Raw genomic sequence first — 23,084 nt, 5'->3', positions numbered from 1 at the left:
CCCAAGCAGCCGAGTGCAGCCAACACCGCCACAGCACGAAATATGAAGAATATTTAGCGTTCTTCGTGTTTGAGGCCCCCGCTCAACACACACATCACCCCCATCAGATCTGCATGACGGATCGCAACCTTCGCCCTTGCATACACCTTTGGCTTCGCATGATACGCAATACCCAGCCCTGCTTTACGGATCATTTTCAGGTCATTTGCCCCATCACCGATGGCAACAGTTTGCTCAATAGGAATTTCCAGTTTTTCCGCCAGCTTCACCAAGGTTTGTGCTTTATATTTTGCATCCACAATTGGGCCTTTCACTTTGCCTGTTAACTTACCGTTCTTAACTTCTAATTGGTTAGCAACAGCGGCCACGAGTTTGAGCCGTTGACGTAAATTATCCGCAAAAAAAGTAAAACCACCGGATGCTATCGCTATGTGCCAATTCATCGCTTGTAACTTGCGCACAAGGTTCGTTAAACCTGGCATCAAAGGCAGTGTTTCCATCACTTGGTCAAGAATAGCGGCATCTGCGCCTTCAAGTAAGCTAACCCGTGCTCGTAAACTTTCCGTAAAATCGAGTTCCCCTAGCATGGCTCGCTCGGTCACTTCAGCAACCTGCTCCCCTACCCCTGCTAAGCGAGCAATTTCATCGATACATTCAATCTGAATGGCTGTCGAGTCCATATCCATCAATAATAAACCGGGTGAACGCAAACGGGGAATTTGCCCTAATGGCACGACATCTAATAAACATTCGTCAGCGAGTTTTTTAATTCGAGGGGTAATACTCCCAGCAATTCTGACCACTTGGTAGTCATCAATACGCCACGAGGAGACAATGACAATCGCGATCCCTAATCGCTGTTGGAAATTACTGATCCGCGCTTTATCTAAGCCGCGGCCATATAGTAACCACCCACTGTCCCCAGCACGATAATCCAATGGCATCACTTCTTCACCACTTAATGACAATGGCAACCCTGGCCATTTTTGGATTTCGTCGGGTAGGTAACAATAGGTCAAGCTCGTTGACATGAAAATTAGCTCCTGTAATCGATGTAACTTTTTTATAATGATAAGTTGCGAGCAGCCGAACGAAGCCACTATACTAAATTTTAAGGCTTTATGACCTTATGTATTTACTGTTAAAACGGAAGATAACCCTATATTCGCTGAAGTATAACGACACCTTTATACTCAAAATAAGTCGAGAGCACCAATAAAGCAATGAAACTTACCTTTAAGCTCCACAAAACAGTCATTATCGTTATCTGCGTTGCGCTGGTAACCTTACTTATGCATGGTATTTCTTATTTAGGAAATAGCCAAAACCAAGGCAGAATTGAGCAATTTAAACAACTGACTTATGTTCTTGCTAAGCAAGTTGCTTTCAGCTTATCTGATTATATTGTTCCCGGCAGTAAAGATTTTAATTTAGAACGAATTAATGCCAATTTAAATAACGTGGTAAAAGACAGGTATATTTTAGATGCTAGCATCTATACGGCCAGTGGCACACTGATCACTCAAGTCGGTGAGCCTGCAACGGTAAAAGAACGGCTCGCGATAGATGACAACGCATCACTGCAAAATTTTCAATACCAACTTGTCGTTCCCATCCAAGGCACAAAAGAACCCAAAGGCTATTTGCGTTTAACTATTGATACAGAGCTTCTTTCCGCTGAAATTCAACAAGCCGATAACAGCACCAATGTATTGCGAATTTTTATTCTGCTCGCCTTATGTATTGGCTTCGTTTTAGCTAATACATTACTGCGTTTAAAGAAAAAGAAAGGCCACAGGCAAGCCCCACCGCTAGTCGTTAATACTGATGAAAATCAAGATGATAATGGAGACGATGAAAGCAATGAAGACGATCAAGAAAGCAAAACGTCCCCAAAAACGAAACCAGCACGTTTAAAACGAAAAAAAGAACAGCGGCCTTATCGCCCTAAGCGGCCGACACAAAAAAACAAACCAAATTCGTCTGATAAATAGCCCTAAAAAGGGCTATTTGATTGAATTTAAATAGAAGTTGTATCAAACACAATTGGCGCGACAAACTCAACTTGGCCATCGACCAATAATGTCTCTGGAGGGATCGGGAAAGGCGCAGCTCGTGAGATGGTTGCCAATGCTTCTTTATCCAATATTTTTGTACCGGATGAATTCAATAAACTGGCGGCAATCACTTCACCCCGGCTATCCAAAATCACTTTGATATGAGAGACCCCTGTTGAACGGTAACGCAGTGCTGCACGCGGGTAGCGCTTAGTTTTGGCTATCCGCTGATGCACCTCACTTTGCCAACCTTGGTGCCCACTTACTGCCGCAGACGCATTACTGGAAAAATTCGCACTACTGCTAGATTCACTTCCAGATGCAGGGGCTGAAGTAACGGTCGACTCCTGCGTGGTAACAGGGGCTTCTTCGATGATTCTTTTCTCTTGCGGAATTTTCTTTTTCGGTGGGCGTTTTTTCTCGCTAACTTTTGTTAACGTGCCATTATCGACGATCGCAGTCTCAGGTAATTTATCTACCTTTTCAACAACTTCAGGCAATGACTCCTCTCGCGTTGTCATCTGTTGTTTCGGTGCATGATTAATCTCAGGCTCTGCCTGTTGTTCAAGCTGATAAACCCCCAGCTGCAACGAGATTGCCGGAGGTAATACCCCAGTCTTCGGAATTGAAGAGGTGAACCACCCGATAAAAATGATTGCCAGTGTTCCATGGAAAAGACAACTTAAAACCAAACCGCCTAGTGGACGGAAAATCGGGCGCTCTAACTGACCCGTCATACTGCTCATATTCTGCCTCACGACTTTATTTTTTGCAGATTATAGGCATAATACAAACAAAAATGATATTCATTATTATTAGTAAAAACACAATTATTAAAACAACTTATTGATTTAAATAATAAAGTAATCTGAGCAGATTATTAATCAGCACGATTGTGCTCTTTTATGACATTAACACCAGTAAAATGACTATTGATAAATCTCTTGCCCGTAAAATTAGCGGTGCGTATCAGTCAACATATAGCCAACTTGTGCGCTTTTTCCGCAATCGGCTAGATAACAGCAATGATGCTGATGATTTATCACAGGATGTGTTTACACTATGGCTAAACCGTAAAGAACAAACGCCTGTTAAAGAGAGCCGCGCTTACCTGTTTAAAATTGCGAATCATGTTTTGATTGACCATTGGCGACGTAACCAACGCCAAACTAGATCAGAAACATCCATTGATGATGTTACTCATGAGTCTCATTTTGAACAGAGCCAAGCTGATCCCAGTGAAATATTGGAACATCAGCAACGGATCCAACGGCTAAGCGAAGCACTTGAAACGTTACCACCCCGTCGACGAGAAGCTTTTTTGCTTTATCGTTTTGATGGTTTATCACAAAGTGAGATTGCTGAGCGAATGGAAATTTCAATCAGTATGGTGGAAAAACATATTGCAGCAGCACTTGTTCACTGTAAAAAACACCTTGATAATCAGGGCAATAATTTGTAATGACACACGACTCTTTGCAAACAGCAGATGATGAAAGTCGCATTGATGAAGAGGCTGCGCTGTGGTTTACCCGCATGCACAGCCAACGGATCAGTGCCCTTGAAACTGAGCAATTCAAACAATGGATTGCAGCGTCACCTGAACATGCAAGAGCTTATGATGCCATCGCTGGGCTATGGCGCGATTTTGATCGCATGCCACGCCCTGCTAGCACAACACTCCCCAAGGAAAAACGCCCTTTTTTTCGCTTATGGCGCCCGTTGGGCAATACCTTAGCGGCATTTTTTATTGCGGCTATTTTGTTTTTGCCATACAGCCACTTGCCTGCAATGTTGCTCAATAATATGACTTTAGTGGCAACGAATACGCCTAAAGAAGTCACATTGCCTGATGGCTCCCAGCTATTTCTCAACCGCAATACACGCATTCATGTTGCCTATGAAACCCCAGTACGTAACCTGTATCTAGAACAGGGAAATGTTTACTTCAAAGTCAAATCCAACCCTTATCGGCCTTTTGTTGTTCAAGCTGATAACCGGCGTATCCAAGTGGTAGGGACAGAATTTGAAATTAACAAAGTGGCTCAGCAAGTTGCCGTGAATGTCAGCCAAGGCATTGTTAGCTTTGAAGATATAGCAAGCAAACAGCCCGTGTTCTTACTTGCCGGAGACAGCGCAGTCAGTCAATCACCAAATAGCCCAATCACTCGCCAACAAATTAACCCGCTAGATGTGGCTCGTTGGCGCTTTGGTGAGTTAATTTTTGTTGATAAACCGCTTTCAGAGGTACTCGACGAACTTAAAAACTATTCGTCGATAAATATCGAGCTTTCCCCCACTCAATTGGCGAAGAGTAAAATCTCAGGTCGCATCAATACCCACCAGCCAGAACAGCTTTTTCAGGCCCTTCCCTCTTTACTTCCCGTACAAGTCGTCTATCGAGACAAAAATAACGTATTGATTATCCAAAACAAAAAAAATAAATGAAAAATATTTTCATTTGCAGGTGAGGATAATTCTCATTTCACCCTCTTCTTAATTAGTCATCATTTTACTGACCTATTTTCGCACACTTTTTGTGCAGCTTAAGAATAAGGGATATCCATGTCTATTCAGTTTACTCAACGCCGATTAAGGCCGCTCGCCCTTGCTGTGGCGGTCAGTAGTGCTATTACTTGTCAAGTTGCCTTCGCGCAAGAAATGAATTTTTCATTACCAGAACAATCACTTGCTACCTCTGTCGCTGAAATTAGCCGCCAAGGGCAAATCCAATTGCTCTATGATAAAGGCCAATTAAGTGGCTTACGCGCACCTGCATTGTCTGGCAACTACTCCGCACAAACCGCATTACAAAAAATACTCATCGGTAGCGGATTAGAGTTAATCAATGAAAATGGTGTTTTCGTTATTCGTCAGCAAAATTTAAGCCAAGGCACATTGGTATTACCAGAAACCCAAGTCTCTGGCGTTGTTCAGAACCACCCCGCGACAGATGTGATATCAGCACCGCAATACGTGACGTCTGAAGAAATTAGCCAAAGAAATACGGGTGATGGCAATATTACGGATTTGATGAAAACTAACCCTGCTGTCCAATTTGCCAATAATGACAGCAACTCGATGAACCAAGGGGAAATCAAGCCTTCCCGTATTTCTATTCACGGCTCAAGCAGCTATCAAAACGCCTATCGCCTTGATGGCGTGAGCTTTAACAACGATTTTGACCCTGCAGACAACGGTCTTGGTGAAACCACAACCCGTTTGAGCAGTAGCGACCAAGGGATTTACATCGATAGCCGCCTGATCGACAGCATGACGGTGTATGACAATAATATTCCAGTCGAATTTGGCGGATTTACGGGGGGAACGGTAGAAGTCAATAGCCGTCGCTGGCAAGGGGAAAATAGCGCTCACGCCTATTACCGCTTAACCCGTTCCGGTTGGAATAATTTGTTCCACGATTCATCGCAAGGGATTGATACCACTAAAAATGATACCGCCAACCCCGCTCGCTTCCAAAACCGCTATGATAAAAATGACTTTGGCGGCTGGTTTGAATTAGGGGTGAGTGAAAACTCAGGAGTTGTGTTCTCTGCCTCACGCCGTAGTTCGACTATTCCAATGACGCTCGCCAATGATGGTGCCGCAATGATAAATGGCGATGGCGAATTGGAAATGACAGACGGTCTAACTGGAAAAAAAGATCAAAAAAGGACTTCTGATAACTACTTTTTGAAATATACCATTGATCTCTCTGATAAAAGCTCCTTGGATCTTTCGGCAAACTATGCTGACTATGATAGCCGCTTATTTACTTCTACTATCATGAATTCAGGTTATGACAGCACACATAAAGGTTTAGGTTTTACAGGCGTTTTCAAACACCAATTTGAAGTTGGTCAGTTAGAGCTAACAGCAAGTACTCAGCAGCTAAAAGATGAGCGAGCCAATGACCAAAACTATTATGTCGAAGTTCTCGCAATGGACTCTGACTATAACTGGGATAACCGGAAATACCTACGTAGTGGCGGACAAGGTGATTTAATCTCTGAACAAAATAGCCAAACAGCAAAAGCAGTTATGAGATTCACCTCAATGGAAGATGGCTTAGGTATTACGCATAACCCAACTATTGGTAGTGAGCTCAGCTATACTAAAGGGACATATAAACGAGATAGTGATTTTTATCGTTATAACTATTCAGGTGTCATTGACAAAAATGATTATTGGAATGGTCAACTTACTAATATCACTCGGTTCCAAGCTGGTAAGCACTCCGCAGATTATACTAACTACGCATTATTTCTCGATGACAACTTGCAATATGGCAAATTGACACTGCGCCCTGGCATTCGTTTAGATCGTGATGACTTTGTGAGCCGCACAAATATTGCCCCTCGACTTTCCGGTTCATATGACATTTTTGGCGACAACTCAACGTTATTGATTGCTGGTGCTAACCGTTATTATAGCCGTTCAATGCTAACCTATGCCTTATATGGTGCACAGAATGCAGGTATGCAAAACTGTAATTGGGGCTGTTCATTAGATCCAAGTTTAAATGATTGGGATAATAAAAAAGATTACGAAGGTATCGATTCACTAAAAACACCGTATAACGATGAACTTACCCTTGCTTTGCAACAAGAAATCCTTTCAACCACATGGCGTTTACAATATGTACACCGTGAAGGGTATGACGAAGTCAGAACTCGTACAAAATATGACACCCGTGATGCCGATAAACGCAGTATTCGCATGTATGACAATGGCGGTCGTAGCTCACATGATACGGTGACCCTTTCCGTTAATAACAGCCAACCTTGGGAGTGGGCGGAAGCTTCCCATGTCATGACAGCATCACTCACATGGCAACAAAGTGAAAGTAATACGCCAAAAGATTCTGGCTATAACTCATTCGACCCCGCCAATAAGGTTAACCTCAACAAGGTTTGGTATGACGGCAAAATTATTGACGCATCGAAATTGCCATCAACTAGCTTTAACTCTCCGTTCAAATTTAACTTAGAACTGACCAGTGTTTGGGATGATTATGATCTAACGTGGTACAACCGCCTACAATGGTGGGGGGCTCGTGACCAAGCGGTTCGCTACGACAATGCCTACGCAGTCGACCCTGAATATGGACAAGTTCGCAAATACACCAAGCAACATTTCTCCAGTAAATATACGTGGGACACCCGTCTTGGCTGGAAGCCTGATTTTGCTTACGGGTTTGGTTTCTCCGTTGAAGTAAATAACATCCTCAATAATAAAAACGTTGCTGACCGCTTTGTCTTTGAAGACCGTGTATTGAAATCCTACGACCCGGGCCGTCAGTTCTGGTTACAAGTCAATTACGACCTGTAATCCATAACGCAATGTGAGCAATGAAACTCGTTAAGCAATTAAAACAACAAATGAATAAAACGTCATGAAGACACTGAAACAATTTTTCTATTTAGTAAAACCTTTTTGGGGGCAGCGTGCTGCCCTTTTGTGCTGGATACTGCTGTTTGCCTCACTGGGGCTCACGTTGTCATCCGTCTGGTTCAACGTCAAAATGAACATGTGGAATGGGGATTTCTATAACGCCCTACAAAAACTCGACGGCCAAGCGCTGTATGGCTTATTGCAATACTTTGTTGTCTTAGTTAGTGGGCTGATATTTGTCGTCGTTATGGGTAATTACCTAAAACAAATGCTCATTATCCGCTGGCGCAAAGGCATGACTGAGCAAGTACTCAGCCGTTGGTTATCGCCAAATAGCAAACATTACCTATTAAGGCTGACATCACAAGAGCCAGATAACCCAGACCAACGTATTGCCGAAGATATTCGTTTACTGATTGAATCAACATTAAATTTAGTGGTGACATTCCTTCACTCAATGTTAACTCTGATTTCATTTGCGGCCATCCTTTGGACACTTTCCGGTAGCCTGTCGTTTAATTTTGCCGATAGCGAGTGGACCATACCCGGCTATATGTTCTGGGCCTGTATCATTTACACCTTGATTGGTATCGCCCTCACCCAATGGATAGGTTTTCCACTACGTCGCTTGCATATGGATAAGCAGCGCCGCGAAGCGGATTACCGTAGCTCGCTAATTAATTGTCGCCAACACGGTGATGCCATTGCGGGGCAACGTGGTGAAACTCAAGATAGAAAAGAGTTAATGGGACGATTTGGGGAAATCATCGCCAACTGGAACCGCTTGATCCGCTGTGAACGAAACTTATCTTTCTACACAGTGGGTTACCAACAAGTTACCGCCTTAGCGCCTGTATTACTCGCATTACCTAAATTCCTTGCGGGTGAAATCATGTTGGGTGGCTTAATGCAATTGCGCCAAGCCTTTACCAGTGTTGCCACTTCACTCGGCTGGTTTATTTTTGCCTATAAAGAAATCGCCGCATGGCAAGCCACAGTCTCCCGTTTATACAACTTTGTGGTTTTATTGGAAAACGATAACAAAGCGGTGGTTACTATCGACGAAAAATCGCCACCTCTGATCGCTAAATTATCCGTTTCTACCGCAGACAACCGCTGCTTAATTAATTCCGTGAATATAACCGCCAAACAAGGCGAATTAACCTTGATTAGTGGCCGTTCTGGTGTTGGTAAATCCACCTTATTACGCACGCTAAGTGGGCATTGGCCATTTTTCAACGGGACTATCCGCCGAACAGAAAACGTCATGTGGATCCCACAGCGCCTATACCTGCCCATTAGCCGTTTAGATAGCCTATTGGCTTACCCTAAAGCGGCCTCAAAATTCAGTCAGCAAGATTTTCAATATGCCTTGACGTTAGTCGGTTTAGAAAAACTGCATCATCAATTAACACTAGAAACCGATTGGAATAACCGTTTATCTGGCGGGGAACAGCAGCGCATTATGTTTGCGCGTTTATTGCTCAACCGACCAAAACTGCTTTTATTAGACGAAACGACCTCAGCCCTCGATGAAACTAGCTCACTCGAGTTGCTCGCGCTATTGAAAGCTGAATTACATGACAGCGCCATTGTTTTGGTGAGTCATCAGAGCTTCGTGACTCAATTTGCGGAACAACACATATTGCTCGTAGAGCCTGCGAGTGAAAAATCCTTAAATACAGGAACGCCTGAATATGCTTCGTAAAATTACCTTCGCCACACTGATTGGTATTCTGCTCGGTGGCTGCGCAGGCAGCACATCTGTGAGCCAAAAATCAACCTCATTGTTACCCGTGCGTGGTGACCTTCAACACTATCAACTCGAAAATGGACTGCAAGTTTACCTTCTACAACGTAATCAACCCGGGGTTGAACTGCGTTTACTGGTCAGTAGCGGTTCATTACAAGAAAATGAACAACAGCTTGGTCTCGCACACTTTACGGAACATATGGCGTTTAAAGGCACCAAACATTTTCCGGGAACGACTGGGTTTAAACAGCTTGAACACCAAGGGCTAAAACTCGGTAGCCATGTGAATGCCATTACGAGTTTAAATTCCACGCTGTATAAGTTATCACTCCCTGAAGCGACAGCAGCACAAGTCGCCACTGGCTTACAAGTGATGGCTGATTGGGCTTCAAATATGACATTTGACCAAGAAGCCTTTGAAAAAGAACGCCCTGTCATTGTCGAAGAGTGGCGCTTACGCCAAGGAATGGGCTATCGCATCAATGATAGTTTAGAAAAGCTACGCTACCACGGTAGCCGTTATGTCGATCGCAACCCCATTGGTTCATTAGATGTGGTACGTAATGCCCCGATTGAGCAGGCCAAAGATTATTATCAAACCTGGTACCAACCTCAGCGGATGTCACTATTGATTATTGGTGACTTCAATAGTTCATCAGTACGCAATCAGGTTGATAATTTATTTGCACTCCCTAAGCCCGAAAAAGTGGCAGAAGATAACCCGCAATGGAAACAATTTGCCCATTCAACCAATATGTTAGTGCAAGGTGTGTTTGATAAAGAGCAAGGGGCGCGTTATGTGCAATTTGCCTTACAAAAAGATGTTAGTGCGCCACTAAATACGCGCTTAGGGCAGTCCGACGATTTACTGGATAACCTCTGGCTAGCCATTTTGAACCAACGTTTTTCCGTCATGGTAGATAACGGCGTTTTACCGTCGATTAGCATCAACGAACAAGGGGCAATGTTAGATAACCAACGCTTGCAGCAGTTGATGATCATCCACCCGAAAGGCAATGACTACCAAGGTGCCACCGAGATTTTATTCACAGAGCTACAGCGCCTTGCCACTGAGCCAGTTACCCAAGAAGAACTTGATACGGCAAAACAAGCCATGTTGAAAAAATTCAGCCTGCAAGCCGCTTCAGAGCAACGCTATAGTAATGAATATTTAGCAGGGCAACTAACGACGGCGCTTGAATATGACATGCCAATGTGGAATAAACGCCAACAATTAGATAACAGCTACCAGCTGATGAAATCCGTAAAACCGCAAGACTTACAACAACATGTCGCTAAATTCCTACAAATCGCGTCCCCACGCTTAGCATTAATTGGACCTGATACTGATGCCGCGGCAATTGATAAATCGGCATTTAATCAACAATGGCTAAAAATACGCCAAAGCACACCGGGGCCATTTACACTGCGCTCCAAAGCGATTCAATTACAGCTACCTCAAGTTCCTAAAGGCAATATTGTTGAGCGATCTAAGCTGCCCGTTGAAAAAACGGAACATTGGACATTAAGCAATGGCATTCAGGTGATTGTTAAAACAGATAAAAACCTGAAAGATGATATTCAATTTAATTTGCAATTGCCAGGCGGCCGCTCGTTAGAAACGCTGCAAACAGCAGGTTTAACCGACTGGGCGTTAAAACTCCCGGAAAGTAGCGGTTATGGAAACTACAGCGCACGCGATCTAGCTTTGCTAGCAAAACAAAACCAAATTAGCGTTCGCCCATACAGTGAATTGCTCACACATGGTTTTCGTGGAAAAGCCCCTGTCGATAACCTCGAAACAGCGCTACAGCTACTCAACTTGAAGCTAACAGCGCCTCAGTTTAGCGGCGCAAAGTTAGAGCAACAAAAACAATCCTTTGCTTTAAACTTATCCAAAACCCCCGTAGAACGCACTTTTCTCGATAATATTAATCAGGAAAGTTATACCCACGGTGAATTCCTAGTGATTAACCCACAAGGCAGCTGGCAACAATTTACTGCTCAACAGCTGCAACAAGCCAACCGTCAATTACTCACCTCAACAGCAGATATGACACTGGTCATTACTGGTGCAATGAATAGCCGTGAGCTAAAGCCGCTGTTAGAGCAATGGGTTGCATCACTGCCACAAAGTAACCAAAAACTGGTATCCCGCAATCAAGGGATCATGCCAAAAATGGCCAGCTTTAATAAAACTTATCCCATCAGTAGCAGTGATAAAAGTATGGTGAGCATTCAATTCGCTTCACCTGCGGTGTGGAACCAGCAAGACAGCTTAGGGATCCAACTTATTGATACCATTGTGAGTCAGCGTTTGCGCGGTGAACTACGTGAAAAAGCCAGCGGCATTTACGCATTAGGTTTCTCTCAAATGTTAGCCAAGAAACCTCAACCTTATTACCTCGCTCGCTTAAATTTCACCACCTCACCTGAGCGTGCTGAAGAAATGACGCAAATCGCCCAAAAAACGATTGGCAAAATTCGTCAAACAGGTGTGAGTGGAAAAGAGTTAACCGAAGCAAAAAATATTTGGCTAACAGAAAATGCGCAAGTCACTGATAGTTCAAGCTATTGGACTGAGGCTCTAGCACAGATTGCCAGCGATGATGGGCAATATCAGCGTTTAAACCAAGAACAAGATATTATTCGCCAGTTAACGGTTGAAGATATTAACCGCTTGGCTCGTCAATACTTAGGGCAAAATTCAAAAGTATTTATGATGACGCCTTGATATGAGTAAAAATTAGCCCGTAAATACAACGGGCTAATTTGTCTATTTTTACATAAATAAAATTAACCATTAATTTTTGGAAAATAGCTTTCGTATATTATTAATCATTCGACTGAATACATGTGAAATTATTTTTTTTAAACTCATATCCTTCATTAACTCTTCCATATCTCTATTTTTTTCAGGTTCCAATAACTCTATCTTACTTGCAACACTGAATTTTTCATTTCTATTCAATTCTTTCACTCTATCCATTGAATAATCGTTTATGAAAACATTAACCTTATCCGCAATGTTTTTATGAGTATAACGTGATACTTTTCGCATTAAATCGGATGAAGAATTTAAAATATCTTCAATTGGTTCTTTTTTCAAGCAATCTATAATTGCCATTTTAAATTCATCTAATTTACGTTGTGTAATATCCTGTAACTCAAACACGGAGTTTATGGCATAGCAAATTCGACTATTCGGACTATTATTCTTTCTAATATATAACTCATGTTTATCCAAATATTTATCAATAATATTATTAATTTTTTCACAAACCAATTTATTATCGTATTTTTTTAGTATTTCCTGTGCATCGAACATTTCTTTTTCAAATAGCTCAGGGGTTTCACTTGACTTTAATTTATTAAATCTCGACTTAATTTTAGACTCAATTAAGCTTAATGACCTTATCGAGATCCTATTAAAAGGCAATTTAATTTTAATCGATTCCTCTATCGAATGACTAGAAAGGATTTTTTGAAATTTAGGTTCTTCTTCACTTGGTTCAAGCTGACTTAATTTATTTTTTCTTATTGCCCCCTTGGTAATACTATTTATTTTATCCCTAACTACCGCAATATTCAGTTTATCAACCCGCCCTTTTCTGTGTTCCATCTTTTCTATAGATTCATTATTTATAGAATTAATTTCTATTGGCACAATTTCTTTTAGTTCCTGATTAGATAAATCACTATCGTACACATAGGAAGTAAGCCCTTGTTCCAAAGTACCTCCTTTTTTGGTTTCGTCACTTACCTCGTTATGTATCATTGTTTCTTCTGGTGTTACTGGTATATTTCCTTTACTCTCTAGGAGCTTGTCTTTATCAGCTCGAGAAGTTTCAGCATTCTGCTGAACTAACTGAGTATTTGAACCCACAGGATGTTGATATTGTTCTTTAGTTTCGATATGCGGAGCTAAAACTTTGTTTATCATTTCATAAACGGTTTTACTTCTACAGCTTAATGCTAAAACTTGAGCTTCAAGCAATGTTGATTTAAATTCTTCATTCAACATTACTTTTTTTACATTCCTCACGATTTCATCAATCTTTTTAATTGATTTCTCATCAATAGATTTATTTTTCACTTTGAGTGAAATAGCTTCGCATAATGAATGTTTTTTGGTATTAATATCTTTTGATTTTTTAATTAAACTCGAGTAATCCTTATTATCATTCGGCCTTAATTTTTTTGCATGTTCAATAATAATACTTCGGATGTCATCGCAAAAATCTTGAGACTTAATACTCTCACTATGAAGCGATTTATTTATATTACCTATTAATTTATAATATTTTTTAGCATCAACCTGCACAATAATTTTTGAGATATTATTATGAAAGTAATTCCCCAACAACACATCAGCACTTCCTATCAATTGATGACTAGAACAATAACCAATTATTTTATTAGTTAAATCAATTCCACTTCGGGAATAATCAATTTTTCCAGAACCGTATTTTTCAAGACTCATGACTTCCCCTTAATTTACAATTGTTAATAAAACCATTTTATCTCAATAAGTTATGAATCTCATCTGTGATATAATAATTACCACTTAAATAATTTGTATTTTTATTAATATTTAACTAATAAAAAATGCTAATTATAAACATTGAAAGTTAAATTCTAGAATACGCATTCAGACATACCCCTAAATTAATTTAAACTAAATTACTCATAATAGTATAAGCTTCTATTTATTTTTTATATCAAATAGCGATTGCAAAACACTCAATTTATTCCATCGTTTTTTATGTGATAACTCTTATTTCTCATTGACATAATATATTTTTAATGTGATTAATATATTCTAGAAACGACAATGATGAGTAAAGTAATGAACAACGTAACTATCCGTAGAGCAACGCTGGACGATGTGCCTGCAATCACCCAAATGCACGCTGACTATTCTGCGTATGCCAACACCTTACAATTGCCTTACCCAACAGAAAAAACATGGGAAGCTCGCCTTGGGGAAAATGATCCACTCGTCACTCAATTTGTTGCTACCATCAATAAGGACGTTGTGGGCTTACTTGTAATTAACCAACCAAGCCAAATACGCCGCCGCCATGTGGCTACCTTCGGTATTACCGTCAGTGAAGCTCATCAAGGTAAAGGTATTGGTTCCAAACTGATGCAAGTGATGGTGGATTACTGCGATAACTGGTTGAATGTACGCCGTATCGAGCTAGAAGTGTTTGCAGCAAATGGCAGTGGCGTTGGCCTATATGAAAAGTTTGGCTTTGAACTAGAAGGCCGTATGAGAGATTATGCATTTCGTGATGGGGAATACGTTGATGCGGTGGTGATGAGTAGGATCAAAAAATAGCGATAAAAAATGCCACACAATAGGTGGCATTTTAGCGCATCATGAAAACATCTAACGACTATTTGTCGCCTAACAGTACGGAATCCAATGCAATTTCAATCATCTCATTGAACGTCGTTTGACGCTCTTCTGACGTCGTTTGTTCGCCAGTTTTGATATGGTCAGAAACGGTACAAATCGTTAATGCACGCGCACCAAACTCAGCCGCAACACCATAAATACCCGCTGCTTCCATTTCAACACCTAGAATGCCGTATTTTTCCATCACTTTGAACATATCAGGATCTGGTGAGTAAAATAGGTCTGCTGAGAACAGGTTACCCACACGGACATTCACGTTTCTTGCTTTTGCCGCTTCAACCGCATTATGGACTAAGTCATAGTCTGCAATCGCTGCAAAATCATTTTCTTTAAAACGTTGACGGTTAACACGTGAATCAGTACAAGCGCCCATACCAATCACAACATCACGCAATTTTACGTCATCCATCACTGCGCCACATGAACCAACACGAATAATCACTTTCACACCGAAGTCAGTGATCAGCTCTTTCGCGTAAATTGAGCATGAAGGGATACCCATACCGTGACCCATAACAGAAATCTTACGACCTTTATAAGTCCCTGTAAAACCTAACATGCCACGCACATTATTCACTTGGCGAACATCCTGAAGGAAAGTTTCAGCGATGTATTTTGCACGTAATGGGTCGCCTGGCATCAGAACGACATCAGCGAAATCACCCATTTCTGCATTAATATGTGGAGTTGCCATGATTATTTCCCTTTAAACGATTAAATATTTTTAAGTTAATAAGGTGGTTTCCCACCTTATTATTAAAAAAGTATGACGGCAAAGCCTTGCCCATTACTTTTAATTCCCCGCCATTACCCTAAATAATTTGAGTTGTCGCTAGGCGGCAAAGAAAATCATCCCTATGAGCATACATAAGTATGTGATTAGGGTGATTTTGTGCAGCCAACACCGCTACAGCTCAAAGTATGACGGGTAATGGGTGTTAGAGCATTGGTTTACCATAATCCATCGGCGACAAATCAAAATACTTAGCGACTGTTTGCCCAATGTCTGCGAAGGTTTCACGATGACCTAATGAACCGGGTTTCACTTTTGGACCATAGATCAATACTGGGATGTGCTCACGGGTATGGTCAGTACCTGGCCAAGTTGGGTCACAACCGTGGTCAGCCGTTAAAATTAGAATGTCGTCTTCTTTAACTAATTTCATCAACTCGGGTAAACGGCGGTCGAATAATTCTAACGCCGCGGCATAGCCCGCTACATCACGGCGGTGGCCGTATGCAGAGTCAAAATCGACAAAGTTAGTGAAAACGATAGTGTTATCACCCGCCAGTTTCATTTCTTCAACTGTGGCGTCGAATAGGGCATCAATACCAGTCGCTTTGATTTTCTTAGTGATACCAACGTGAGCATAAATATCCGCAATTTTACCGATAGAAACGACTTCACCTTGTTTTTCATCAACTAATTTTTTCAATACCGTTGGTGCTGGTGGCTCTACCGCTAAGTCATGGCGGTTACCTGTACGTGTGAAGTTACCCGCTTTATCACCGACGAATGGGCGTGCGATAACACGACCAATGTTATAGCCGCCTTTAGTTAACTCTTCACGCGCAATTTCACACAACTCATACAGTTTATCTAAGCCGTAAGTTTCTTCGTGACACGCAATTTGGAAAACGGAGTCTGCTGAGGTATAGAAAATCGGTTTCCCTGTTTTCATGTGCTCTTCACCCAGTTGGTCAAGGATAACTGTACCTGATGAATGGCAGTTACCTAAATAGCCCGGTAAGTTAGCTTTCTCAACTAAAGTGTCCAACAGTTCTTGTGGGAAGCTATTTTCTTCATCAGAGAAATAACCCCAATCGAATAGCACAGGCACACCCGCAATTTCCCAATGGCCTGATGGCGTATCTTTGCCCGAAGAAATTTCGCTCGCATAACCATATGCGCCAATAATTTCTGCATTAGGATCAAGACCCGCAGGGAATGAACCGCTTGATTCCTCTCCTGCTTTACCTAAACCTAATTTTGTTAAATTCGGTAAATGCAGAGGCCCTTTACGGCCAATATCCGCTTCGCCGCGTGCGCAAGCATCTGCGATGTGACCCAACGTATTTGAGCCCTCATCACCGAATTTATGTGCATCGTGTGCAGCTCCGATCCCAAAGGAATCCAAAACCATAATAAATGTGCGTTTCATATTTTTCTCCTGCGGTATTTTTAAATACGATATACCACTAAAATCTATTTATATTATTCGCTGATTTGGCGATAAACCATAGGTGTCGCTTCAGGTGCCTTGTCGCCAATCACCATCGCTTCACGCACTTCTTTCGCCGCTTCTTCCCACGCTTTTTCACTATTTGCATGGATAATGGCCAGTGGCGTCTGAGTATCCACTTTGGCACCTAATGCAGCGATATCACTTAAACCAACGCTATAATCAATTGGATCTGTTGCTTTACGGCGACCACCACCTAAAGTGACGACAGACATTCCCAGCGCACGTGTATCCATTTGCGTGATAATACCGTCTTGTGGCGCATAAACAGCTTTGCTCAGCACCGCTGTTGGCAGATATTTGTTGTAGTTTTCAACAAAATCAACAGGCCCTTTTTGAGCGGCAACCATGCGACCAAACACTTCTGCCGCTTTACCATTATCCAACACCGCCTGTAGTTTTTGGCGTGCTTCTTCACGGTTTGCAGCTAATGAAGCAGACACTAACATTTCTACGCACAATGCCATGGTAACTTCATAAAGACGTGGATTACGGTATTCACCCGTTAAGAATTGAACGGCTTCACGAACTTCAACCGCGTTACCTGCACTGGATGCCAACACTTCATTCATGTCAGTCAATAATGCGGTCGTTTTACAGCCAGCCCCATTGGCCACTTTAACAATAGACTCTGCTAGCTGTTCTGACTTCTCATACGTTGGCATAAATGCACCAGAGCCGACTTTAACGTCCATCACTAGAGCATCAAGGCCTTCAGCCAGTTTTTTACCTAAAATTGAAGCCGTAATTAGCGGAATTGAGTCCACTGTCGCAGTAATATCACGAGTTGCATAAAAACGTTTATCAGCAGGTGCCAATGAATTAGTTTGCCCAATAATTGCCACCCCGACATCTTTGATAATGTCACGAAAACGGGCATCATCTGGGAAGATATCGAAATTAGGGATCGCTTCAAGCTTATCTAATGTCCCACCGGTGTGGCCTAGACCACGGCCTGAGATCATCGGTACATAACCGCCACACGCTGCAACCATTGGACCAAGCATCAGTGAAGTCACATCACCCACGCCGCCCGTTGAATGTTTATCAACTAATGGGCCGTTGAGGTTAAGTGATTTCCAGTTCAGAACCGTTCCTGAATCACGCATTGCTAATGTTAATGCAACACGCTCAGGCATGGTCATATCATTAAAATAGATAGTCATTGCCAATGCAGCAATTTGACCTTCTGAAACTGAGTTATCACGAACTCCATTGATAAAGAAACGAATTTCTTCTTCACTTAATGGCTTACCATCGCGTTTTTTACGGATAATTTCTTGTGCCAGAAACACAATATGCTCCTTTAAAGTCGAATTTATCGGCTAATAATATTGCGAAAATTAATAGCTGCTGCTTGATTTTTTAACGTCAAAACCCAGCGTATTTAATAAATTGGCTAATAAGCTAGAAGCCCCAAAACGGAAGTGGCGGCTATCAGCCCAATTGTCACCTAAAATTCGTCCCGCTAATGCTAAGTATTCTGCGGCTTCTTCTGCGGTACGGACGCCACCAGCCGGTTTAAAACCGACTGTTTTTTCAACGCCCATATCACGGATGACTTGCATCATGATTTCTGCACTTTCTAAAGTTGCATTAACAGGCACTTTACCCGTAGAGGTTTTAATAAAATCAGCGCCTGCTTTAATCGAAATTTCAGACGCTTTACGGATTAACGCTGCATCTTTTAATTCACCTGTTTCAATGATCACTTTCAACAACACATTGGCAGCTGCACAGGCGTCTTTACAGGCTTTCACTAAGTCAAAACCAATTTTCTCATTACCCGCAATCAGTGCGCGATAAGGGAAAACGACGTCAACTTCATCGGCACCGTAAGCAATCGCCGCTTTAGTTTCAGCTAATGCGATATCAATATCATCGTTACCGTGTGGGAAATTTGTGACCGTCGCAATACGCACATCTGGAGTGCCTTGTTCACGTAATGTTTTACGTGCAATTGGAATAAAACGAGGATAAATACAGATTGCAGCCGTATTGCCTGCTGGGCTTTTCGCCTGATGACATAATGCAATGACTTTCGCATCGGTATCGTCATCATTTAAAGTGGTTAAATCCATAAGGGACAGCGCGCGTTGTGCGGCCGCTTTTAAATCAGTCATATAACTCTCCAACGTTGTTATTTCTTCAGAACGACACGTTCTTTGTTGGCGAGCGGGCTTGGTTCCTTAAAGATGCTAGTCGGATGCTTTCCGAACTGAGCAGCTGAGATCCTTCTCACCGCATCATGCCCTAGAGTCCTAGACTCTGAGAACTAGCAGTTCCATAGCAGCTTACTAATGCCTATTTGACCATGGAATGATGCCTTTTTATGTGCTACAAATCACATTAATCGACTGAATGTTACATTATTAAAATAAAAAATGTGATCCAATTCAAACTATAACATCAATTACCATCAATTCTTCTCTCAAATGGCTTTTCAATTCAATATATTCTTCATCATTAATCGACTAAGTTAAGAATAGTTGAAAATTTACGATTAATATAAAAAATCATAAAAGAATATAACGAATTAAAATGAAAACGGAAGGACTATTGCCCTTCCGATTGACTTATTTGAGATGGTATAAATTTAACCATCAGACACATAAACTAAATGACTGCGGCTGCGCCTAACGTCAAGAAAAAGCCGGCAATGGTTGCACTCATTAAGTTAGACAGTGTACCCGCCATAACCGCTTTCATACCTAAACGAGCAACCTCACTACGACGACTTGGGGCCATTCCCCCTAAACCACCGAGTAAAATAGCGACGGATGATAAGTTAGCAAACCCACATAATGCGAACGAAATAATCGCTTTAGTATGGTCAGAAAGCACTTGTTTGCCTGCCGCCAGTACTTCAGCATCCGCTTTCATGTATTCACCAAAATTCATGAATGCAACAAACTCATTCACAACAATTTTTTGGCCGATAAAAGAACCCGCGACTGTCGCTTCACTCCACGGCACACCAATTAAGAAGGCAATCGGTGCAAACAACCAACCTAATAATAATTCAAGTGATAATTGTGGATAGTCAAACCAACCACCAATACCACCTAAGATACCATTGATCAATGCAATCAATGCGATAAATGCCAATAACATTGCACCCACATTCAGCGCCAGTTGCATCCCTGATGATGCGCCAGAGGCTGCTGCATCAATGATGTTGGCAGGGCGCTCATCTTCAGCAACTAAATCGGTTGCATCAACCCGATCGTTCACATCTTCCGTTTCTGGAACCATCAGTTTAGCGAATAATAAACCACCTGGAGCGGCCATAAAGGAGGCGGCAATCAGGTATTCCATTGGCACGCCCATTTGCGCATAGCCCGCCAAAACTGATCCCGCAACAGAGGCTAAACCACCACACATGATGGCAAACAGCTCTGATGTGGTCATTGTTGCAATATAAGGGCGAACAACCAAAGGGGCCTCTGTTTGCCCTACGAAAATATTCGCTGTCGCAGATAAGGATTCGGTTCTTGAGGTTCCCAATACTTTTTGCAGGCCACCACCAAGAATTTTAATCACTAACTGCATAATGCCTAAATAATAAAGCACCGCAATTAATGAAGAGAAGAAAACGATAATAGGCAGAACACGGAAAGCGAAAATAAAACCACCGCCGCCAAACAGTTCAAACATTTTATCGGAAACAAGGCCACCGAAGATGAAATTCATCCCATCTTGGCCATATCCAATAACTTTAGAAACCGCATCAGACATCCCTTGGAGCACACTACGCCCCGCAGGAACATAAAGAACAAACGCGCCAATGGCTAGTTGTATTAAAAATGCACCACCCACTGTGCGTAGTTTAATAGCTCGGCGATTGCTGGAAAATAGAATAGCTATCCCGATAAGTACCGCCATTCCGATAATACTCATAATGAGCTGCATGGAAGGATCCCTGTTCACTTTATTTTAGGTTGATATATAAGGAAACGTGTAAGTCACCTTGATTTTTGATCTTATGATTATACCTAGTCATCACCAATAACCCGCAATACTCATCACAAATACTGAGTGCAATAAACAACAAAAATTCACACAATGTGATAAAAGTCACAAAATTAACTCGGTTTAATCTGGAAAGGGACTAAAGACCCAATTCATCACAATAAAAACTAAATAGATTTAAATAGCTAATTTGCGAAATTATATAAATATAATTTATGAATTGGCATGCGGTTTTATTTGGTGAGATTAAATAACGACAAGCTATTGTTGTAAAGTTGTTGGGCTATTTCTTCAGGGGATTCGTGGCGAAGCTCACATAATGAACGAAAAACCCACTCAATACGTTCAGGCCGATTTGGCTCGCCTTGGAAACCTGAAACAGGCATATCGGGGGCATCCGTTTCGAATAATAATGAAGCCAAAGGAAGTTGGGATATCACATGGCGAGTTTTATTCGCTCTTTCATAAGTAATGGTTCCCCCCACACCAATATAATAACCAAGTTTAACAAAGGCTTGTGCTTGAGATAGGCTGCCAGCAAAGCCATGTACGACGCCACGAGCAGGGACCTCAAAACGACGTAGCATTGCAGCTAATGGGTCATGGCTTTTTCGTGAATGTAAAATAACCGGTAAATCAAACTGTTTCGCTAACTTTAATTGTGCAGACAACACCTCTTGCTGGCGTTCAAATTGCGGGTTTTGCATATAGAGATCAAGCCCAATTTCGCCTATCGCCACACATTTTTTATTTTTTTTAGTTAGATAATCAGTCAATATATCAATATGTTGCTCTTGAAACTGACTTAAATATAATGGGTGAAACCCCATAGCAGCATGGAGCTGCGGGTACTGCTGTGCCAATTGCCAAACCCGCTCAAAATTATCCACACTCACTGTCGGAATGACAATATCGCTCACGCCACTTTGCTGGGCAAGCTGCAAACTTTCAGTCAAAGAGTCACTAAAAGGTGGGAAATCAAAATGGCAATGAGTATCAATAAATTGACATTTAGCCATCACGAGTCTCATTTGCTGGTATCGCTGCCAAAGGCACTGAAGTGACAGGCTCAGTCACCAATTCAGGAATGAGTTCGCTCGGTACTTGAGGCTCAAGCTGAATGTCTAATGGGTTCGACTCAATTTTCTGAGCCAAGGTATGTCTAAAGCGATTTGTATTGTGGTCAAATGCACCACCCAGTGCTGCAATAAAATAGCGGCCACACCGACGGCCCGTATGGTAATCTTGATTAAGCGAAGATACTTTACTACCCAGCGCACTACTTTTCAGTGGAACAGGTGGATAAATCTCAAAGACCTGTACATCTTCTGGTGGGTTTTCAATAAATTCTTGTGTTCTACGGTAACTTTTCAGATGAACTTTAAGCATGGCAGCCATACGTTGTAAGCCATTCTTTTCCCCTTCCAGCCACCGAGTCATTCTTTTCACCCATTCAGGGGTAAAATACATTTGGGAAGGAACGGTACGGATCACCACAATAGTCTCAGCACCGCGGCGGTATGCCTCTTCAACTGGGATCGCAGCACTAATACCGCCATCCTGATATAAAGTGCCATCGAGATCAACGCCTTCCCGATAAAAACCGGGAATAGCGCTGGACGCACGAATGATATCCAACCAAGTGTCGGCATCAGGCTGTAAGAAGGCCGCAGAAAAATCATCACTGCGGCTTGCTCCCATATAGAATTCACGGCCTGAATCTAATAAATCGAGCCCTGCTTGTATACGTAATGGAAATTCTTTTGCAGTGGTTTCGACTAGCCAATCTAAATCAATCAGATGGCCACCTCGAATAAAGCGTAAGGGATTAAAAAATGCTGAATTAGTTGTATAGCGAGTGATCACGCGACGAGCATAGCCCGCTTGCCCACAAATATACGCAGAAAGGTTCTGGGCGCCAGCAGAAGTACCAATCATCAGATCAAAAGGGTTAAAATCAGAAATAAGAAACTCATCCAGTACCCCGGCAGTAAAAATCCCTCGTTGACCGCCTCCTTCACATATCAGAGCCGTTTTTCCCGAGTTGATATTATCAAAGAATGCAAGCGGCTCAATCGTGCCGAGTGTAACTGAAACGTGTTTTCCCATAATGCCTCTGAATAACAGAAGTTCTCTTAATTCACTTTAAATAGCTCAAAAGCAGAATGAGCCTCCCCTAGAAAGCCCATTCTATCGACATTGTACAATAAATACTCAGCAATACGAGCTATTGAGACATT

Annotated in this window: 17 protein-coding genes; 7 read left to right on the top strand and 10 right to left on the bottom strand. The window is 41.9% G+C overall.

Annotation, left to right across the window (positions count from 1 at the left end; all coding sequences use genetic code 11):
• Nucleotides 1–53: 53 nt before the first annotated feature.
• The gene (gene serB, locus M0M83_RS03670) at nt 54–1,031 is read right to left on the bottom strand and encodes a phosphoserine phosphatase (protein WP_213912983.1); all 978 of its coding nucleotides are present in this window, start codon (nt 1,029–1,031) and stop codon (nt 54–56) included.
• Nucleotides 1,032–1,223: 192 nt separating this feature from the next.
• Between serB and M0M83_RS03665 the strand changes: the two genes are divergently transcribed.
• Nucleotides 1,224–1,994, top strand: coding sequence for an AhpA/YtjB family protein (locus M0M83_RS03665; protein WP_248467640.1), 771 nt, complete (start codon nt 1,224–1,226; stop codon nt 1,992–1,994).
• Nucleotides 1,995–2,020: 26 nt separating this feature from the next.
• Here M0M83_RS03665 and M0M83_RS03660 read toward each other — a convergent pair whose 3' ends face one another.
• Nucleotides 2,021–2,803, bottom strand: coding sequence for an energy transducer TonB family protein (locus tag M0M83_RS03660; RefSeq protein ID WP_248467639.1), 783 nt, complete (start codon nt 2,801–2,803; stop codon nt 2,021–2,023).
• A gap of 179 nt (nt 2,804–2,982) precedes the next feature.
• On the opposite strand from M0M83_RS03660, the gene M0M83_RS03655 reads away from it, so the two are divergent.
• From M0M83_RS03655 to M0M83_RS03635, 5 genes are all read left to right on the top strand, one after another.
• Nucleotides 2,983–3,519, top strand: a complete 537-nt coding sequence (locus M0M83_RS03655) for an RNA polymerase sigma factor (RefSeq protein ID WP_102139067.1) — start codon at nt 2,983–2,985, stop codon at nt 3,517–3,519.
• Nucleotides 3,519–4,505, top strand: coding sequence for a FecR family protein (locus M0M83_RS03650; RefSeq protein WP_248467638.1), 987 nt, complete (start codon nt 3,519–3,521; stop codon nt 4,503–4,505). Before M0M83_RS03655 ends, M0M83_RS03650 begins: the two co-directional genes overlap by 1 nt.
• A 117-nt stretch (nt 4,506–4,622) precedes the next feature.
• Complete coding sequence (locus tag M0M83_RS03645; protein WP_248467637.1) at nt 4,623–7,388, top strand: secretin and TonB N-terminal domain-containing protein; 2,766 nt, start codon at nt 4,623–4,625, stop codon at nt 7,386–7,388.
• A gap of 64 nt (nt 7,389–7,452) precedes the next feature.
• Entirely contained in the window at nt 7,453–9,159 is a 1,707-nt protein-coding gene (locus tag M0M83_RS03640; protein ID WP_248467636.1) for an ABC transporter ATP-binding protein/permease, read from the top strand.
• Nucleotides 9,149–11,938, top strand: a complete 2,790-nt coding sequence (locus M0M83_RS03635; protein ID WP_248467635.1) for a M16 family metallopeptidase — start codon at nt 9,149–9,151, stop codon at nt 11,936–11,938. The genes M0M83_RS03640 and M0M83_RS03635 overlap by 11 nt, the downstream gene beginning before the upstream one ends.
• Nucleotides 11,939–12,007: 69 nt before the next feature.
• On the opposite strand, the gene M0M83_RS03630 is transcribed toward M0M83_RS03635, so the two are convergent.
• A complete protein-coding gene (locus tag M0M83_RS03630) occupies nt 12,008–13,687 on the bottom strand; it encodes a hypothetical protein (RefSeq protein ID WP_248467634.1) in 1,680 nt (559 codons plus the stop codon).
• Between the two features lie 366 nt (nt 13,688–14,053).
• On the opposite strand from M0M83_RS03630, the gene M0M83_RS03625 reads away from it, so the two are divergent.
• The gene (locus tag M0M83_RS03625) at nt 14,054–14,548 is read left to right on the top strand and encodes a GNAT family N-acetyltransferase (protein ID WP_185746901.1); all 495 of its coding nucleotides are present in this window, start codon (nt 14,054–14,056) and stop codon (nt 14,546–14,548) included.
• Nucleotides 14,549–14,606: 58 nt separating this feature from the next.
• Here the strand turns inward: M0M83_RS03625 and deoD are convergent, their stop codons facing one another.
• From deoD to M0M83_RS03590, 7 genes are all read right to left on the bottom strand, one after another.
• Nucleotides 14,607–15,323, bottom strand: coding sequence for a purine-nucleoside phosphorylase (deoD, locus tag M0M83_RS03620; RefSeq protein WP_004914779.1), 717 nt, complete (start codon nt 15,321–15,323; stop codon nt 14,607–14,609).
• Nucleotides 15,324–15,567: 244 nt separating this feature from the next.
• A complete protein-coding gene (deoB, locus tag M0M83_RS03615; RefSeq protein ID WP_004905728.1) occupies nt 15,568–16,791 on the bottom strand; it encodes a phosphopentomutase in 1,224 nt (407 codons plus the stop codon).
• Nucleotides 16,792–16,844: 53 nt separating this feature from the next.
• On the bottom strand, nt 16,845–18,167 hold the full coding sequence (deoA, locus tag M0M83_RS03610) for a thymidine phosphorylase (protein WP_125891879.1): 1,323 nt from the start codon (nt 18,165–18,167) through the stop codon (nt 16,845–16,847).
• A 48-nt stretch (nt 18,168–18,215) separates the two neighbouring features.
• Nucleotides 18,216–18,995, bottom strand: coding sequence for a deoxyribose-phosphate aldolase (gene deoC, locus M0M83_RS03605; protein WP_213912991.1), 780 nt, complete (start codon nt 18,993–18,995; stop codon nt 18,216–18,218).
• A gap of 493 nt (nt 18,996–19,488) precedes the next feature.
• Nucleotides 19,489–20,772, bottom strand: a complete 1,284-nt coding sequence (locus M0M83_RS03600; RefSeq protein ID WP_185746900.1) for a NupC/NupG family nucleoside CNT transporter — start codon at nt 20,770–20,772, stop codon at nt 19,489–19,491.
• 305 nt (nt 20,773–21,077) lie between these two features.
• Nucleotides 21,078–21,863 (bottom strand): TatD family hydrolase, encoded by a 786-nt coding sequence (locus tag M0M83_RS03595; RefSeq protein ID WP_248467632.1) that lies wholly within the window; start codon nt 21,861–21,863, stop codon nt 21,078–21,080.
• Nucleotides 21,856–22,953 (bottom strand): patatin-like phospholipase family protein, encoded by a 1,098-nt coding sequence (locus tag M0M83_RS03590; RefSeq protein ID WP_248467630.1) that lies wholly within the window; start codon nt 22,951–22,953, stop codon nt 21,856–21,858. The genes M0M83_RS03595 and M0M83_RS03590 overlap by 8 nt, the downstream gene beginning before the upstream one ends.
• Nucleotides 22,954–23,084 lie beyond the last annotated feature (131 nt).

This window comes from Providencia rettgeri (genome assembly GCF_023205015.1).
Lineage (GTDB): Bacteria > Pseudomonadota > Gammaproteobacteria > Enterobacterales > Enterobacteriaceae > Providencia > Providencia rettgeri_E.
This window is presented reverse-complemented; position numbering and strand designations above follow the sequence as displayed.